The following is a 16478-nucleotide window of genomic DNA, read 5'->3' as shown; positions in this document are numbered from 1 at the left end:
GATTTTTATTCTTCTATTTGACGATCAGCAATTTCTTTTTTTCTTGGCTGTTTGATTTCATTCGTCAGTTCTTGGATGCTTTGTTTCACATTGCCTTTGCCAGAGAAATTCTCAATAATTTCTTTAACATCAATTCCAGAGGAAGCTTTCAGACTTTCTTGAAGACTGGACATAAGGTTTGTCGCATAGCCGGTCACTTTGTTGGCGCCGCTGCCTTCCCCGTTACCACCTGTATCAACAACTGTAATTTTATCAATGTTAGAAAGTGGAGCAGATACTTGTTTCGCATATTCAGGTAGCATTTTCACAATCATATCAAGAATCGCCGCTTGGCCATACTGTTCGAATGCTTCTGCAATTTTCTCTTTCGCTTCTGCTTCCGCAAGTCCTTTCAACCTAATGACTTCTGCTTCTGTTTCCCCTTTTGCACGATCGGCTTCCGCTTTGGCAAGCCCGTCAATCCGAACTTTCTCTGCTTCTGCTTTTGCCATTGCTTCAATGCTGTATTTCTTCGCATCTGCTTCTGCAAGACGCTTCGCTTTTTCCGCCGCAGCCGACTGCTCAACAGCATAACGGTCCGCATCTGCTTTCTTTTTCACTTCAGAATCGTATTGACGCTCACGACGCTGGATCTCTTTTTCTTCTAATTCAATTTGCTTCTGACGTTCAATGATTTTGACTTGCATTTCTTGTTCAGTTACGTGCTGACGATTACGAGCTGTTTCAAGATCGTACGCTTGGTCAGCGCTTGCTTTTGCTGTATCTTGTTCACGTCTGAATTCTGCTCTTTTCAGCTCATTGATTTTTTCTGCTTCAGCGATTTCAGTGGCACGCTCAAGCTCAGATTTCTTCGCATCTTTATCTGCTTCTGCACGTTTGATACGTGTTTCTTTATCTGCTTCTGCTGTCGCAATATCTGCATCGCGTTTCACTTGAGCAATTCTAGGTTTACCTAGTGATTCTAAATAGCCATTTTTATCACGGACATCTTTGATTGTAAACGATACAATGACAAGACCCATTTTCGCTAGATCTTGAGAAGCGACACGCTGTACTTCTTGAGAAAATTTCTCTCTGTTTTTATAAATCTCTTCAACTGTCATTGACCCTAAAATGGAGCGAAGGTGTCCTTCTAGTACTTCTCTTGCTTCATTTTCACGATCTTCTTTTGTTTTCCCTAAAAACTGCTCTGCAGCAGTGGCGATTTCTTCAATTGATCCGCCAATTTTAATGATGGCCGTTCCATCCGCCATGACCGGTACACCCTGTTCAGTATAGACTTCAGGCGTTGAAACATCTAGCTTGCTAGATAGTAAGCTGAGCGGCTCTGCTTGTTGAAAAACAGGGAGTACAAAGGTACCTCCACCTCTTACAATCTTAATCTTGTTTCCACCTTCATCCACGTGAACATTTTTACTTCCGAGGTAACTTCCTGTGACGATTAATGCTTCATCTGGACCAGCAGTCCGGTATTTCGAAACAAATACACCAATAAGTGCAATGAGAATCACAAGCACAATTCCAATAATAATTAATATGGTTGTTCCTGGCATAGCATTCCCTCCTAGATTTCTTCATTTGGTATAACAGATAACACGCCTTTGTTCACTTCGACGACCAGCACCCGGGTTCCATATGGAATCTCCTCTTCGTCGAAACTGACGGCAGGCTTTGAGATTTTTCCGCTGTTACTAATTAACAGCACTTCTCCAAACCCATCTTTTGGTACAGATACAATGATCTCCCCTGTTCTTCCTTTTAGGTCGGCCTCCGTATATGAAAGAGATTCTTCAGCAGAGGAAAGCGGGACTAAGACAAATACATGTAAACAAGTAACGAGAACCACTGCGAGGATGGCAGATAATACGGCGCCAAGTCCACTTCCTACAATTGCTGTTTTTTCAGAGATAAATCCTCCAGCCGAGAAAAAGGTAAGAAATGCGAGGATCAATGTTGGTTGAAGGAACGGGACAGGAATCGCTTCAAACAATCCATCAAATACATCGCCAAAAAAGACGAAAACAAGCGTCAGGATTCCTGATACCATCAATATGTATAAGTACAGCGTCTGAAGAGGCAGCCCAAACACATCCATCTTCCTCACCCTTTCTTTATGAAATGAGCAGCTTTTCATTCATTTAGACCATGCTCACATCCAAGTGTATTCCTTCTAACAGGTAATACGAACCACTTTTGTAAAGGTTTCATTTTTCATCACAATTCATTAAAGGATTTCTCGGATAGCTAAAGAATGATTGTCTTGTACCAGTATGATAAAATTTGATCTTGAGGTGAGAGAAATGAGTTTATTACATGAAGCAAGACAAGAATTGTGGCAAGAGCTGCAAGGATTGAGCGAAGAACAATTAAATCAAAAATTATCTGATGATACTTGGAGTATTCAAGAAGTTGCAGATCATTTAAAGAAGATGGACCTAGTTGCAGCAAAACATCTAGCTGCCGAGGGGAAAAAAGCACCGATTAAAGAATATGAGCCAAAGCCGGTGGAAATGGCAGAGGATCGTTCAAAAAAAGCCATCGCGCCTAGTATTGTTGAGCCAGAGCGCAAGCATGTGACACCTACACATTTAAAAGATGAACTTGATACAGCTCGTGAAAAATTAAATCAAATTTTATCAACGTTTACAGAGGAAGATTTCAAACGCGTGATTGCACATCCTGTATTTGAAGAACTTTCATTAAAGCAATACCTTGATTTTATCGGCGCACATGAAAAGCGCCATATTCATCAAATTAAAGAAATTAAAGAACAGCTATAAGATGTAAAAAAGACTCCCTTTTGGGAGCCTTTTTTCATTGTTACACTGTTTTAGGTGTTAAATCAAAGCAGCGAGCGTAAATCCAGTTGTATGCTTTTTCGTTGAGGTCTCTTGGGTTTCCAACTGTTTGCGGATCTTTCATTGCTTCTTTAGATAAACGGTCGATCATATCTTTTGGTACACCTTGTTCTTCTAATGAAGGAACTTCTAGGTCTTCCACTAAATCATACATCCAATTCACTGCTGCTTTTGCAGCTTCCTCTGTTGTCATTCTGCTTGTATCAATCCCGAATGCTTGCGCAATTCGAGCGAATTTCTCTGGGTACCCTTTCCAGTTATATTCCATGACAGGTCCCATCATTGCCGCTACACATTGACCATGTGCGACTGGAATAATGCCCCCAAGCGTTTGGCTCATCGCATGGGCTGCGCCAGCTGATTCACTGCCATAGGAAAGTCCGGCAAGCATCGCAGCTTGTGCCATGCCATATCTTGCTTCCAAATCCTCTCCATCGGCAAAGGCACGGCGAATATAATGAGCAGCATATTCAATGGCCATGAGCGCTACCGCATCTGTAATTGGCTGAGCAAACTTCATCGTATAGCATTCGATCGCGTGCGCAAGCGCATCGATACCCGTCATTGCCGTCACATGCGGCGGCATAGATACATGAAGCTCAGGATCAATCACTGTTAGGTGAGCTGCAATGAGCGGTCCACCTGTGTTGAATTTGAATTCCCTTTCTTCGTCAGTGATCACTGCCCACTGCGTGACCTCTGAACCTGTACCAGCCGTTGTCGGAATTGTGGTTAACGGAGGTATTCTATTTTCAAGCGGTTTTTTCCCCTCAGCCGCTTCGTAATCAAGAACTGATCCTTCATGAGTCGCTTCCACACCGATAGCCTTCGCTGTATCCATTGAGCTTCCGCCGCCTACTGCGACTAATCCATTACAGCCTTCTTTTTCATATAAAGCAGATCCTTCGTTCACTAGACGGACTGGCGGATTTGGCTCTACTTTATCAAATAGAACGACATCGATTTGCGCTTCTTTTAATGAAGCAATCACTGGATCTACAACACCTGCTTGATAAATACCAGGATCTGTGACAAGCAATACCTTTGAAACGCCGTATGCTTTCACTTCTTCCCCAACATGTTTCACTGCACCAATGCCGTGCTTGATGACAGTCGGAATTTCAAACGTATGGAATTTTTGCATGCTTTCAATTTTCATATTTAAAGTCATATAGAATCTCCTCCAGATAAGTGATATTTATTTAAACCAATGAACCGCTTCTGGTTTTGTATTTCGATATAAATGTTTTAGTTCCGTATATTCTTCAAGGCCCGTACGTCCTAATTCACGCCCAAGACCTGATTGTTTATACCCACCCCACGGTGCTTGGGCAAAATAAGGGTGGAAGTCGTTGATCCATACCGTGCCTAATCTTAATTGACGAGCCACTCGTTCGGCTTTGCCAATATCAGAAGACCACACCGCTCCTGCTAAACCATAAATCGTGTCATTTGCCAGCTCGATGACTTCTTCCTCTGATCGGAAGGATTCGACAGTGAGGACTGGTCCAAACACTTCTTCCTGTACAATTCGCATCTCTGATGTACAGCCTGAGAAAATCGTCGGCAAGTAGAAGAATCCTTTTTGAAGCTCCTCTGCATCAGGTCGTTTCCCACCTGTTTCTAATGTTGCGCCTTCGTCTAAAGCGATGCTGACGTATTTTTCTACTTTTTCTCGATGCTCAGCTGAGATGAGCGGTCCGCTCTGGGTTCCTTCATCAAAGCCGTTGCCTAGTTTGATTTTTTTCGTACGCTTCACCAGTTCTTCTAAAAATTCATCGTGAATGGATTCTTCCACTAACAAGCGTGAACCTGCTGAACACACTTGCCCTGCATGGAAAAACACAGCATTCATTGCCTGGTCAACCGCTACGTCTAAATCAGCATCTTGAAAGACGATATTCGGGTTTTTCCCGCCGAGCTCTAGGGCGATTTTCTTCACATTCCCGCTGGCTCCCTGCATGATTTTCTTACCTGTTTCAATACCGCCTGTGAATGAAATTAAATCGACTTGGTCATTGACAGCCAGCTCATCTCCAACAGTTGCTCCAGGTCCAAGCACTAAGTTGGCAACGCCTGCTGGAACACCCACTTCTTCCATAAGTTTGAAAACTTTGATCGTGGTTAATGGTGTAATTTCACTTGGTTTTAGTACGATGGTATTTCCAGCTGCAAGGGCAGGAGCGATTTTCCAGCTCGCTTGAAGCAATGGATAGTTCCAAGGAGTGATTTGACCGCATACACCGACAGGTTCTCGGACTAATTCGCTTTTTGAGTTTGGAATAGGCGATGCAATGATTTCCCCGCCATCCTTATCAGCAAGACCTGCATAATATTGGAACACGTTCGCAATATCGTCCATATCCGCTTTGCTTTCTTCTAATGTTTTGCCCGTATCAAGTGATTCTAATTTGGCTAATTCATCTAGGTCTCGTCTAATCAATTCCGCAATTTTGAACACAATATTTCCTCTTTCAAGTCCAGGCATGTTTGCCCAATCACCTTGATCGAAGGTTTTTCTTGCTGCCTTAATGGCTAACTGCGCGTCATTTCTTGATCCTTCACTGACTGTCGCGATCACTTCTTGATTAAATGGATTGATGATATCTCTTGTGTCGCCACTCTTAGCGCCAACCCATTGTCCATCGATAAATAGTGTTTGACTCATAGAAGGAACCTCCTCTGATTCTCTTTGGTAAGTTTGTTAAATAAAAATTTAACGTTTTGAACATAATTAACTTAACATGTTCAAATTTTTCTGTCAAAGGGAGATATGTTTCATTTATTTTGACATTTTGCATTCTTTCGTTAACATATAGTCCATAAAGATTTTTTTGAACGTATTGAATTCACTTAATAGAAAGCAGGGACAAGATGAAAAAGCAGGAACAGCCACAAGCAGAAGAACGCATTTTAGCTGCTAAAGATCTCGTCATTGATTCCATCGCTGAAACAATGGATCTCTATGGCATTACTAGAAGTGCGGGTATTCTATATGGGACGATGTATTTAAATGAGGAAATGACGCTGGATGAAATGCGTGAAGAGCTGCAAATGAGTAAGCCTAGTATGAGTACGGGTGTGAAAAAACTGCAAGACATGAATATTGTCAAAAAGACCTTTCACCGTGGCCGAAGAAAACACAGCTTTGTTGCTGAGAAAGACTTTTTTAAGTTTTTCATGAACTTCTTCCCGCAAAAATGGGAACGAGAGGTTGAGGTCAATCTAGCAGCGATTGAAGAAGCGCAAGAACGCCTTCAAGATGTAGCTCGTGATGATCAGGCGGAGGAACATGAAAAAGAGGAAGCGAAACAGCTCATTGAACAGCTTGAAAGCTCAAAAGCCTATTATGATTGGCTTAGACGATTAGCCCACTCGGTTCATTCGGGAGAAATCTTTGACTATATTCCGATTGATCAGAAAGAAAAATAGACGATGTGTTTACATTTTACAGCTTGAATTTCACAGGAGGATTGATTATAATAAGTTATGTCGTCATACTCGGGGCATTAGCTCAGCTGGGAGAGCGCTACGCTGGCAGCGTAGAGGTCAGCGGTTCGATCCCGCTATGCTCCATTATCAAAAGCCTATCCAATGATGGATAGGCTTTTTCATTTGATTTTGCTCATAAAAGCTTATTTGTCTGGTTCTTGAATTTGATAACCAAAGACTCCTTTTATCTCAACATCCCCACAGCCTTCTTTTTTAGTCAGTTTAATACCATGGGGTCTATAAATGTAGCGCCCACTTGATAAAATTCGGTCTGTTGCACTTAGATCATATTGGTTACCTGTATACTCTTTGACTGATGACGGAAAATCCGTTCCTGATAAGGATGTTCTGAAGAGTGTCACCTCTAAAGTACAACCCTCTGCATTTAGTATAGAAAATTGGTAGCCGTGAGTAGATGGATATTGTTCAGGGTTATTTTGACCTCCTGGTACCCACAGATATTTTTCCTGTTCCGTCATGATGAAATCAACTTCTACTTCTCGATAAATGGTCTTAGCTGCAACCTTTTCCATATTAAAATGGAACATGACAATGAAACAAAGAGACATCATTACACTTATCCGCTTCATACAACCCCTCCATTCATTTTTACTATTATACAACAAATAAAACCAAAAATGGTTTTATTTTACTTTTTTATAATAAATAAGGGTTGATTCATTCCATATGTGTTAACTTTCTATGACCTTTCTTAATGTTTCTTTGGTCTTTGGACCATATATGCCATCTGGGGTTAACCCATGCATCATTTGAAATCGAGACACTGCATTCGCAGTCTTGGGTCCGTAGTACCCATCGATTCCATTATTGATCGCTCCCTTATCAGGATAAAAATAAATCGATGCTAAGGCTTGTTGTACGGCCTTTACAGCTGACCCTTTCATAAGAGGCTTCGTCACTTTTAAAATACCTGCAGGCAAACTGTATGTTTTTTTGACCTTGTTGTTTTTAGATGTTGATCTCGTTGATATGGTTTTGATAGATGTTTCTTTCACCGGTTTAGCTGTTGTCATTTGACTTGATGCTGATGCAATACCCGCCTTGAAGCCATCCCAACGATTTAACAGCTTACGCGGACACTCTTTCCCGCTCCAATGCTTATGCGGCACCACGTTTGATAAAGGAATTCCTAAATCCCCCATCAGTTTTCGAATGAGCCATTGGGCGTTTTTAACGGCTTGTTCAAAGTTACCGTCTGCATTTTCACAAATTTCAATTCCAATTGATTTCATATTGCCGGTTCCCCTGCCATCTCCTGCATGCCAGCCATTTTCGTTTAAAGGTAAATGCTGATAAATGACCTGATCATCGACCGTGTAGTGCCAGCTAACCCCGGTACTTGCCCGAGCAACAAATGCTGCATGATTTGCCGCATCAGCCCCCCGTCCAGTGTTCGACGTATTATGCACCGTAATATAGAGCGGCTTCATCCTGTTTCCTGGTCTGTTGCGATTTTGTTTTGGGATGAGTGCTTGAATGATCTTCACCATATTGTTTCTCCTTCAAAAATTATTTTGTTAACCCTCTTTGTTTCAGGGCATCTTTTTGCAATTGACCTTTATAGGTCACATAATTATTTTTAAACCAAGCGATCACGGCAGTGACCATAGTGAAAATTGTGGAACCTGCCACATATAGTGCCTCTCCTGCGGTTTGCACTTGCTCCTCGCTAATCGGCAGCACTGTTTGTCCAAACATGACAAGCGTTTGGTTGATAAGCGCAATAAAAAGAAGCACTGTGCGAATCACAGTGCCTTTGTCGAATGTTTTCATGATGTTTTCCTCCTATTTTAAATTCCGTTCAATTTTATCGAGCTTGTCGATCACGACGTCATACTTCTCACTAAACTTTGCTAACACATCATTTTGCGCCTCGATTTGCTCATTGAGTTTGTTTTCTCGTTCTTTTGTAGTGTTGAGAACATAAAACAGAATCCAGCAAAAGAGAACGGCGAATGGGCCTTGTGTCATTAAGTTTTGAACGACATCTACTTCCATTTGAATCACCTTCTTTCCGGCAAAAAAATAAAGCCATTAGGCTTTGTATATTTCTCCAGTTATATTTTGATAGTCTTCTGCTTTAGTTGCTTTCTTATTGTATTTACCATAGGGGAATTGCTTCATTCATTTCAATACGTGTTACCTTTAACGGATCATTTGCAATTAATCCATCTAATTTTAAAAAACCATCTTTAGATAAAGACATCCTAGCAGATCCGTATGAACCAACCGTCGCACAAGTGAAAACGGTTAAAGAGGGAGGTTTATGCGTTAAACGTGCAATTTCTGTTTCATTAGAAGCTATTTCAAATGATCCTCTCAAATATAAAATATTTTGTCTGACAGAATATTTCAATGGATTAACTGAATATTGATTTATATTACTATTTAGATTTACATTATACCAGGTAGCATTTAAATCTGTAGACGTGAGATGTTTTTCCCATTCAGTCCATGTATAGTCAGTTTTCCTAATTCTATAAAATGAGTTTAGACCATTGACTGCATCATATATAGTTTGTAGCAAGGTATTCCCATAACTTATCACTATCATAAATGCTCTTTTGATCTCTTTTGGACCATTAAGGCCTGCATTATAAATGAGATACATTCCTGTTTCTATAATTTCGTTATAGTCGGTGGTCTCACCTATACTTTTATAAAAGGGTTGACCGTTATCCCTTGTTATTTTATGAAGTTGACTGTTGTTCCATTTATCTTGTTCAGCTGCTGTCGGAAGCTGTGTCCAATTGATAGATATGTGGTTAGGATAATAGTAAAAGTAATATGCACTGCCGGATGTATCTATTGCGAAACCTGTTCCAATATTATTTTGCCCCACTGTCTGTATCCCTCTAATTGCGTATTGTGAAGGGTTATCCTCAATTCCACTGGGCGCATAAAATGTACATGTTCCTTTGTCTTTAATGGAATCAAAAATTCTTGAACCAACAGAAATATTTAAAAGTTGTGTTCCATTATCACCTGTAATTTTATACAGCTGCGATTCATTCCATTTCTTTTTTTCTACTTCTGAGGAGTGTTGGCTAGGATCATTGATATGATGAGTTATTTGTTCTGATATACCAGTGTCGTTATGAAGCAATGTTTCCAACATATCATTAAATAGATCAGCATGAGCTTTATCACTCGTTTCAAAAGGACGAGGAGTTTGTATAACCAATTTGTTTTCTCCTTTCTATATTCAATGTTTAAGATTCCTTTGTTATCTTGTTCTAAATTGGAAACAAGAAATAATAAATTCATTCGGATGATTTAACCCAAAATTTTCCATTAACCTCTATAGATGTTCTATGAACTAGTGGAGCGTTATCCTCCCAATGCCTAACTCGATGACATCAATAAAGTGAATCAATGTAAAAAAAAAGAGTGAAATTCAAGGTTATCCATCCACAATTGAACCAATTATCTCAAAAGTACTTAGAGTGCATCGAGCTACTTAATCGTTCTTTTGTTGTATTGTGCACATAAAACAGAATCCAGCAAAAGAGAACGCCGAATAGCTTATGTCATTCGGTCTTGGACGATATCACTTCCAACGAAATCGTCTTCTTATTAGCAAAAAATAAAGCCATTAGGCTTCGTATTTGTCTCCTGTAATGTTTTAATAGTCGTCAGCCGAGACCATCCAACGCTTACATAAAATATAATATCCTGCCATAACAGCGCCAGTTACAGAAATGTTTGATATCAGCAACAGTTGGAACTTCCTTAATTTAATGGAATCACCATGTCTAAGTAGTAGCCAGTTACAGCATTGTCTTTTGCAGATAGCAAGCCTGTTAGTTTCATTTCTCCATCACCATAAATAATTAATTTACTATGTCCTGTTGTACCTGATACTGGCACTGATACCACAAGACCTTTTTCTGGTAAGCCTGAAATAGGAATCTTTCCACAGACGATTTCTCTAGTTGCTATCAGATGTCCTCGCAGCAATAATAAGTTTCCCCATTTAGCATATTGAACCGGTCTGTCTCCGTTTGAGGAACCTTTTTCTAGCATGATATCTTGCCAAACAACTGGTGCATTAGGTGTAAGTTCCATCCAAGGTGTCCAATTGTCTGTAAATTGTGTCTTATTTCTAATAAATTTTCTTCTAGTATCAGGGATATTATCGGTTACTCCTGAATATGAAGTGAATTCTTGATAAGGGTAGGTACTATAGTTATATACTGTTAAATAACCATTATTCTTTACAGGGCCATTGATTCCTGAAAATATATAGTAAAATCCTGTTTCAGTAACTTCATCGAAATTGACTCCGTTCAAACCTTTAATTGATCCATTGTCTAAGGTAAGTTTATGGAGCTGTCCATTATTCCATTTGTGCATGTCAGTTACTGTGGGCAGTTTTGTCCATGTTATAGACGTGTGACCATAATTATAATAGAAACTGTAAGCATTTCCTGCGATATCTACCGCAAAACCTGTTCCTATATCATCTTGCCCAACTGTTTGAATACCTCTCAACGAAATATTCGCTGGTGAAGGTGAGTCTTTTACACCTGCGGCTGCGTAAAATGTACACATTCCTTTATCCTTAATTGCTTCAAAAATTCTTGACTCAGCTGAAATGTTAATAAGTTGCATTCCATTATCGGCTGTGATTTTATAAGATTGTGATTCATTCCACTTTTTCTTTTCTGTTTCAGAAACATGATGCTTTGTGTCATCAGCGTGAATATCCAGTTGCTTCAACAAGTCAGAGTCATTTTTAAACAACGTTTCCAACACTCCATTAAATAGATCTGCATGGGCTTTGTCACTGGTAGTAAAGGAACGGGGTGATTTTAAATCCATTTGACCTGATCTCCTTTCTCAAATTGAATTGATTAAAAAATCTCGTGAAACAATACTATCTTGTTCTAAATCGAAAACCAAACGTGATGAACTCATTAGGATTCAGATCATTAGAACAATATTGAACACAAACTTTTCCGTCTTTCCCAATTGAGGTCCTATGAATTTGTGGTGTACTGCCCTTACCCACGCTTGACGCCACTCCAATGAAGTGAGTCGATTGTAATGGTCTAAATCCTTCTTCTAAAGTAAAAACAACAGATTCAAAACCAACTTTACCACCGGTAATTGATCCAATAATTTCAACGACACCTAATGCATCTTTACTATATTGCAAAGTGTGGGGAGTACCATCGACAGAATTATATATTTTCCAATCGTTATCTAGAGGAAGACGTACTTTTGTCCACTTCACCTCTTCATCCGCAGCAGACAGTAATCTACGCCAACCTTGCCAGCCTAAATTTAAGTCAAGATAGTTCGTAAAGACGTTATTACGATAATCTACAGCAATCACCCATCCAAACGTCCCCTTGTTATTACTGTCCGCAGATGTAAAGTGATAAAAACCGCGTGCAGATAAAGCGGAAGGATTGTCCTGTACACCAGCTGGAGAATAAAATGTGCCAAATGTTTTTCCCGCCTGTGTAATTTTATCGAGTAAACTCTCTGTAGTTCCTACAGATACACGTACGCCACCCGTGTCATTAGTAATTTTAATTAACTGACTATCATTCCATTTATTTTGATCGGACATATTTGGCAGAGGCGTCCAACTAATAGAAAGATCACTGGACCCATATAGAAATGTATAAGCATTTCCCATTGTATCGATCGCAAATCCTGTTCCTGCATTCGCTTGCCCTACCGTTTGAATGCCTCTTAAAGCATTCGTTGTTGGACTATCTTCTATTCCACGAGGAGCGTAAAATGTACATGTTCCTTTATCTTTAATAGCATCATAGATCTTACTAGAAGCTGGAATGCTGATTAAATGTGTCCCATTGTCTGCAGTTATTTTATAACTTTGAGAATCATTCCATTTTTGTTTCTCCAATCCAGTTACATGTTGAATCGTATCATTTTTATGACTAGTGAACTGTTCTAACAGCCCATGGTCGTTTTCAAGTAAGACTTCAACCATTTCATTAAATAGGTTTGCATGAGCTTTATCACTAGTTTCAAATGTTTTTGGTGTTTTCAAGTCCATTTTTGACTCCCTCCATTAATAAATATCATCAATCTCAAAAACAAATTCGATGTCGCCGTCTTTTTGTTTGTCTGTCATGGTGCGGATGGCGGTGAATTTGCCGGCCTCGTCGACAAGGGCTAGTTCATTGATGACTTCGCCTTCGAGTTCTCCTTCAGCGATGGTGCAGGTGTAGCGGATTTTTGCCGGTTCCATGAAGGTAAACGAATCAATATTTTTTTGAATCAGTTCTTTTTTGAGTGCTTGTTCGGTTCCGTCAAGAGAGACCGGTTTTCCATCCTTTGTTCCTCCATTTCCGAATGCCATTTTGACGACTTTTGTGAGTTTTGTTCCTTCTGCTCGTGCCTTTGCCATTTGTTGACGTGCATATAGTGTGGTTACGGTTAATTGATCAGCCATTGTGATCCTCCTTATAGGTCTATTTTTTTAGAAGTTGCTGCCAGCATTTTTGATCCATCAAGTGGAACGGATCCATCGAGAATCCAGTAATGCTCCTTGATCAGTAAACTGCCGCCTTGTTCATTTTGAACATGTACCGGTAAGCGGAACGTCATCCTCTTTTTCGTTTGATGTGAAAGCTGGTTCTTTGCGCGCAAAGTCAGTGTAGCTGCTTGCTTCGTTTCATGCGATGCTCCAGTCATGACATAATTCAGACGATATGCTGTCTCTTTCTCTTGTTGAAGCGGCATTCTCATCTTTAATGAATGCCGAAAGCGAGCAGGGACCTCCGTAGTACCTCGTATCCCGCTGAGATAGAACGTTCCATTTAATACGAATTCACCATTGAGTAAAATTGGAATATGATCGAAAAAGCCCACTCTGCTTCGCAGTGTGAGCCGCTGGTGATGATCATTTGTTTCATGAACATCGGTATGATGAATGGCGGTGAACGTATACGCCAAATGTGCTGGCTTTAACGTTTCGAGTATTTCGACGATATATCTTGTGTTTTGCAGGTCATCCAGGTTGACACGCAATGCAAAATGATAACGATTGGTTGTAAGTCGGATGATCGCACTCGGATTTTTAAGAAATCGATTCACAGATTTCTCTAATGACAGATACGTAATTGGTGGAATGTTCGACATCATATTAAGTAATCGTGCCCTGCGCAGCTCAATCGAATCATCTGACTCTCGCTGCACCTTGAGCATTCTTTCCCAACGATTCAATCCCCACGTCGCTGTTAAAGGGAAGAACTGATCCGTTACATCAAAAATGGATTCGTCCAATTGTTCAAACTCTGGCGCCTCCGTTTTTAGTAAATGATCCACATCATAAATCTCTGTGAAATAAGGCGGCAAGTAGTTTTTCATTTCATCAAGTTTGCTCAATAACCTTCACCTGCCTCAGACGTGGTATCTCAATGTCCTGTAATACTAAGTTTTTTGACTCCCCATTCAATAAGACGTTTGCATAATCGGACACACTCTCTGAATGGTACAAAATATCATTTAAGGCGGACATTCGAATCGTACTTTTTTCAAATGCGATTGATTTTAGCAGTGCTTTGACCTTTTCTTCTATTTCTTTTTGCGCACCTTCAAGTGTCCAGTCCATCTGAAGTTCGACGGACACTTCTATGTCAATATCCAGCCACTTGGCGCTTTCCACAGTTGCTTTTGAGCCAATAGGAGCTTGCCCTTCTCCTTCTCCCGGTACAGGATCGATATACTCCTGGACCCTTTTGACAAGAAGCTCAGATGCTACATCTAGATTGCCATCTGTGATGACAATTTTGACCGTTCCCTCTCCATTCCATAGCGGGAACACTTTCGCTCTGCCGACACCAACCACTTCCTCGGCCCACTTTTTATAATGTGCTCTGTTGGCACTGACAGCCTCTCGCCTTGCGCGTATTAAATACCGATCGTATAATGACGCATCATCTTCTTCCTCTTGCCCTGGTATCACCAATTCCTTCATGATCATCGACTCTAGACCCGGAATGGTATCAAGCGATAGCAGCGGCTGACCTGTTAATTGCCCATTGCCGACTGTACCTGTTGTCTCGCATTCTAGTGTACCGTCCTTTGAAAATTGAAAATAAACATCTTCAATAAAGAATCTTGATCCTGCTGGAATATTTACGTTCTCTGGTTGAATGGTTACGGACCAGACCGCTTTGGTGGCTGGCTTTCGTTCAATCCCCACTTCTGCTGCTCGTCGATCTAAAAATTCCCCCTGTGCTGTATCAGCAAAGACAAGCTCAAATACTTGATCAAGCCAAATATACGACTGAGCCAGTTCAGCAGCAGCAGGTGCCAAGGCATTCCAAATGACGCTGTTTTCTCTTTTATCTATGTCATCTGGCAGCCTGTCCAGCATTCTTTCCATCAACGCCTCATACGTTTGCTCCTCAAACATCTCCCTCCATCACCTCCTCTATTTCTAATGTGCCTTCATCTGTGACAATGGCTAGTTTGACTTGAAAGGCATCATTTTGCTTCGTGACCTCTATCTCTTCAATATGATCAATCCGCTCATCAACGACCAATGCTTCTTCTAGCAATCTTGGAATCTCCATTTCTTTGTATTCATCTGTTGCTTCTGTATCGGTCAATAGCTCCTGAATTTCAGTACCAATGTCGTGACTGTAAATGGGGTGTGCATAGCGCTCTGTTCTCAATGTCATATAAATAAATTGACGGATCGCTTCAATGCCTGTAATGGCTTCATTTGTCAGCCTACCATTTTCAAAATCTATGCGATACGTCGTCGAGGTTTCTACCTCTTCGTCTTCTTCTGTTTCCTCGATTTCTTCCTCTGGTGAAAGTGCCACATTCATCACCTCCCTTACAATTTGTCGATGATGTAAAAGGACTGCCCTCCTGCCATTGCAAGTACCATAATGCTGTCTCCCTTTTTCAACTCATCATCCTCACCCTTATTTAAGCGTTTAGGCCAAATAAGCAGTTCTTCTGGAATGATCAGCTTACTATTTTCATTTAATCGGATGTGAAGAGGCGAAGCCATTGTGACCTCTCCAATCACCAGATCAATTGGAGAAGCTGCATCTACTGCATTGACAGCGAGTCGTTTAATTGCTTCACTTAATCTCATGCTTGATCACCCTTTGGCATGGAATTTTTCTCAACGACGTCAATTGTCATGGTGTGCTTCACTCCATTGAATTCATGCTTATCTTGATCGATCCAGTAGGTTTTTTTGATGTTGATTTCAGGGATTTTCAAATAGATTGGCAGACCGCTTTGCAGTTCAGGAATTCCGAGTGCTTGTATGCTTTTCACTTCTTGTTTGACGCCTTTTTTTTCAGCTAGGCGTACTTTCGCTCTTTTTTGAAGCTGCGGCTGGTTGATTTGACCTGTGACCGTCTCCACATGCTGTAAAATGCCGTACTGACTCTGACCCGCTTTGTCCTGTTCGATCACCACAATATCTGATTTGCTACCTTTTTTCTTATTCTTCCCCTGTTCGTCTACAGACGTGCGCATCTTCACACGTGTTGCTGTCTCTTCAATGGAGGTGCTGTACTGATAACCGATGAGGTTGACGCCTGATTCAATGACCCACACGTCCTCTGGATCGGGCCAAGCTCTCAGCCCCATCTTGCCTTTAGCAGAATAAATTTGATAATTTCTACCGGTTTGCCGCTTCGTTTCTTTCAATGCTTTTAAAATGATGTCATATAAACTCGTGTCATTTTTAAAAACGAGAGACTTCATGACATGTCCTGTATTTGCGATGGATGTCATAGGAATTTGAAAGTCTGCCCCGATCCGCCTCAAAATTTGATCTGCCCGTTGATTTGAAAAAACATATACATCTTGGTTTTTCACTAAATATTGGAGCATATCGTATGCGGTAAAGGTCAGCTTTCCTTCAACAGGCGTCCTAGAAAACACGATGCCTCTGAACAGCTCTTTTCCTTTCCATTTAAAAAGAACCGTGTCTCCTTCTGAGACACGGTAATATGTTTGACTGCCTTGCTTTGTGATAATGTTCGCCTGAATAGAGCGAGGGGCCTGATACCTTTGCCCCTGAAGTGTCACACTCTCTGTGACAAGCTCATACATCGTGCCGCTTCTGATGGCAAAAAGCTCAATCAATGT

The 16478-nt window shown here is 40.7% G+C and carries 19 protein-coding genes and 1 tRNA gene; 3 read left to right on the top strand and 17 right to left on the bottom strand.

What is annotated here, in order from left to right:
- Nucleotides 1–5: 5 nt before the first annotated feature.
- Both MHH23_RS06230 and MHH23_RS06225 read right to left on the bottom strand, forming a co-directional pair.
- Complete coding sequence (locus MHH23_RS06230) at nt 6–1553, bottom strand: flotillin family protein (protein ID WP_008344044.1); 1548 nt, start codon at nt 1551–1553, stop codon at nt 6–8.
- Between the two features lie 11 nt (nt 1554–1564).
- Nucleotides 1565–2095: a hypothetical protein gene (locus MHH23_RS06225; protein ID WP_017367919.1), complete on the bottom strand. Its 531-nt coding sequence runs from the start codon at nt 2093–2095 to the stop codon at nt 1565–1567.
- Between the two features lie 205 nt (nt 2096–2300).
- Between MHH23_RS06225 and MHH23_RS06220 the strand changes: the two genes are divergently transcribed.
- Nucleotides 2301–2780: a DinB family protein gene (locus MHH23_RS06220; protein WP_041091922.1), complete on the top strand. Its 480-nt coding sequence runs from the start codon at nt 2301–2303 to the stop codon at nt 2778–2780.
- A 40-nt stretch (nt 2781–2820) separates the two neighbouring features.
- On the opposite strand, the gene MHH23_RS06215 is transcribed toward MHH23_RS06220, so the two are convergent.
- Nucleotides 2821–4029, bottom strand: coding sequence for an iron-containing alcohol dehydrogenase (locus tag MHH23_RS06215; protein WP_035701121.1), 1209 nt, complete (start codon nt 4027–4029; stop codon nt 2821–2823).
- A gap of 27 nt (nt 4030–4056) precedes the next feature.
- Entirely contained in the window at nt 4057–5526 is a 1470-nt protein-coding gene (gene betB, locus MHH23_RS06210) for a betaine-aldehyde dehydrogenase (RefSeq protein WP_340959100.1), read from the bottom strand.
- A 206-nt stretch (nt 5527–5732) separates the two neighbouring features.
- Here betB and cudC point away from each other — a divergent pair, with 206 nt between their 5' ends.
- Nucleotides 5733–6290: a choline uptake/conversion transcriptional regulator CudC gene (gene cudC / locus MHH23_RS06205; RefSeq protein ID WP_045035275.1), complete on the top strand. Its 558-nt coding sequence runs from the start codon at nt 5733–5735 to the stop codon at nt 6288–6290.
- Between the two features lie 71 nt (nt 6291–6361).
- Nucleotides 6362–6434 (top strand) — tRNA-Ala (locus tag MHH23_RS06200).
- 59 nt (nt 6435–6493) lie between these two features.
- On the opposite strand, the gene MHH23_RS06195 is transcribed toward MHH23_RS06200, so the two are convergent.
- The 13 genes from MHH23_RS06195 to MHH23_RS06135 all read right to left on the bottom strand — a co-directional run bounded on the left by MHH23_RS06195 (nt 6494) and on the right by MHH23_RS06135 (nt 16475).
- Nucleotides 6494–6940, bottom strand: coding sequence for a biofilm-forming protein (locus tag MHH23_RS06195; RefSeq protein ID WP_144665800.1), 447 nt, complete (start codon nt 6938–6940; stop codon nt 6494–6496).
- A gap of 102 nt (nt 6941–7042) precedes the next feature.
- Nucleotides 7043–7861: a peptidoglycan recognition protein family protein gene (locus MHH23_RS06190; protein WP_144665803.1), complete on the bottom strand. Its 819-nt coding sequence runs from the start codon at nt 7859–7861 to the stop codon at nt 7043–7045.
- A 19-nt stretch (nt 7862–7880) separates the two neighbouring features.
- Complete coding sequence (locus tag MHH23_RS06185; protein ID WP_019743388.1) at nt 7881–8144, bottom strand: phage holin; 264 nt, start codon at nt 8142–8144, stop codon at nt 7881–7883.
- A gap of 12 nt (nt 8145–8156) precedes the next feature.
- Nucleotides 8157–8369 (bottom strand): BhlA/UviB family holin-like peptide, encoded by a 213-nt coding sequence (locus MHH23_RS06180; RefSeq protein WP_017367922.1) that lies wholly within the window; start codon nt 8367–8369, stop codon nt 8157–8159.
- A gap of 103 nt (nt 8370–8472) precedes the next feature.
- Complete coding sequence (locus MHH23_RS06175) at nt 8473–9555, bottom strand: pyocin knob domain-containing protein (protein WP_268431513.1); 1083 nt, start codon at nt 9553–9555, stop codon at nt 8473–8475.
- 548 nt (nt 9556–10103) lie between these two features.
- Entirely contained in the window at nt 10104–11195 is a 1092-nt protein-coding gene (locus MHH23_RS06170) for a pyocin knob domain-containing protein (RefSeq protein ID WP_268431514.1), read from the bottom strand.
- Nucleotides 11196–11250: 55 nt separating this feature from the next.
- A complete protein-coding gene (locus MHH23_RS06165) occupies nt 11251–12405 on the bottom strand; it encodes a hypothetical protein (RefSeq protein WP_268431516.1) in 1155 nt (384 codons plus the stop codon).
- A gap of 15 nt (nt 12406–12420) precedes the next feature.
- On the bottom strand, nt 12421–12804 hold the full coding sequence (locus MHH23_RS06160; protein WP_268431518.1) for a phage tail-collar fiber domain-containing protein: 384 nt from the start codon (nt 12802–12804) through the stop codon (nt 12421–12423).
- An 11-nt stretch (nt 12805–12815) separates the two neighbouring features.
- The gene (locus tag MHH23_RS06155) at nt 12816–13739 is read right to left on the bottom strand and encodes a YmfQ family protein (protein ID WP_039169970.1); all 924 of its coding nucleotides are present in this window, start codon (nt 13737–13739) and stop codon (nt 12816–12818) included.
- Entirely contained in the window at nt 13726–14772 is a 1047-nt protein-coding gene (locus tag MHH23_RS06150) for a baseplate J/gp47 family protein (protein ID WP_144665809.1), read from the bottom strand. Before MHH23_RS06150 ends, MHH23_RS06155 begins: the two co-directional genes overlap by 14 nt.
- The gene (locus MHH23_RS06145) at nt 14765–15187 is read right to left on the bottom strand and encodes a DUF2634 domain-containing protein (protein WP_024719684.1); all 423 of its coding nucleotides are present in this window, start codon (nt 15185–15187) and stop codon (nt 14765–14767) included. The genes MHH23_RS06150 and MHH23_RS06145 overlap by 8 nt, the downstream gene beginning before the upstream one ends.
- A gap of 14 nt (nt 15188–15201) precedes the next feature.
- Complete coding sequence (locus tag MHH23_RS06140; protein WP_039169977.1) at nt 15202–15468, bottom strand: DUF2577 family protein; 267 nt, start codon at nt 15466–15468, stop codon at nt 15202–15204.
- Nucleotides 15465–16475, bottom strand: coding sequence for an XkdQ/YqbQ family protein (locus tag MHH23_RS06135; RefSeq protein ID WP_017367933.1), 1011 nt, complete (start codon nt 16473–16475; stop codon nt 15465–15467). Before MHH23_RS06135 ends, MHH23_RS06140 begins: the two co-directional genes overlap by 4 nt.
- Between the last annotated feature and the right edge of the window lie 3 nt (nt 16476–16478).

The organism is Bacillus sp. FSL K6-3458, from assembly GCF_038005045.1.
GTDB classification, from domain to species: Bacteria; Bacillota; Bacilli; order Bacillales; family Bacillaceae; genus Bacillus; species Bacillus altitudinis.
Note: the sequence above shows the minus strand (reverse complement) of the source record. Positions and strands in the feature narration are given on the sequence as shown.

Coding starts and splice junctions, on each gene's coding strand:
- MHH23_RS06230 (WP_008344044.1), bottom strand. CDS start 1,553: ATGCCAGGAACAACCATATTAATTATTATTGGAATTGTGCTTGTGATT.
- MHH23_RS06225 (WP_017367919.1), bottom strand. CDS start 2,095: ATGGATGTGTTTGGGCTGCCTCTTCAGACGCTGTACTTATACATATTG.
- MHH23_RS06220 (WP_041091922.1), top strand. CDS start 2,301: ATGAGTTTATTACATGAAGCAAGACAAGAATTGTGGCAAGAGCTGCAA.
- MHH23_RS06215 (WP_035701121.1), bottom strand. CDS start 4,029: ATGACTTTAAATATGAAAATTGAAAGCATGCAAAAATTCCATACGTTT.
- betB (WP_340959100.1), bottom strand. CDS start 5,526: ATGAGTCAAACACTATTTATCGATGGACAATGGGTTGGCGCTAAGAGT.
- cudC (WP_045035275.1), top strand. CDS start 5,733: ATGAAAAAGCAGGAACAGCCACAAGCAGAAGAACGCATTTTAGCTGCT.
- MHH23_RS06195 (WP_144665800.1), bottom strand. CDS start 6,940: ATGAAGCGGATAAGTGTAATGATGTCTCTTTGTTTCATTGTCATGTTC.
- MHH23_RS06190 (WP_144665803.1), bottom strand. CDS start 7,861: ATGGTGAAGATCATTCAAGCACTCATCCCAAAACAAAATCGCAACAGA.
- MHH23_RS06185 (WP_019743388.1), bottom strand. CDS start 8,144: ATGAAAACATTCGACAAAGGCACTGTGATTCGCACAGTGCTTCTTTTT.
- MHH23_RS06180 (WP_017367922.1), bottom strand. CDS start 8,369: ATGGAAGTAGATGTCGTTCAAAACTTAATGACACAAGGCCCATTCGCC.
- MHH23_RS06170 (WP_268431514.1), bottom strand. CDS start 11,195: ATGGATTTAAAATCACCCCGTTCCTTTACTACCAGTGACAAAGCCCAT.
- MHH23_RS06165 (WP_268431516.1), bottom strand. CDS start 12,405: ATGGACTTGAAAACACCAAAAACATTTGAAACTAGTGATAAAGCTCAT.
- MHH23_RS06160 (WP_268431518.1), bottom strand. CDS start 12,804: ATGGCTGATCAATTAACCGTAACCACACTATATGCACGTCAACAAATG.
- MHH23_RS06150 (WP_144665809.1), bottom strand. CDS start 14,772: ATGTTTGAGGAGCAAACGTATGAGGCGTTGATGGAAAGAATGCTGGAC.
- MHH23_RS06140 (WP_039169977.1), bottom strand. CDS start 15,468: ATGAGATTAAGTGAAGCAATTAAACGACTCGCTGTCAATGCAGTAGAT.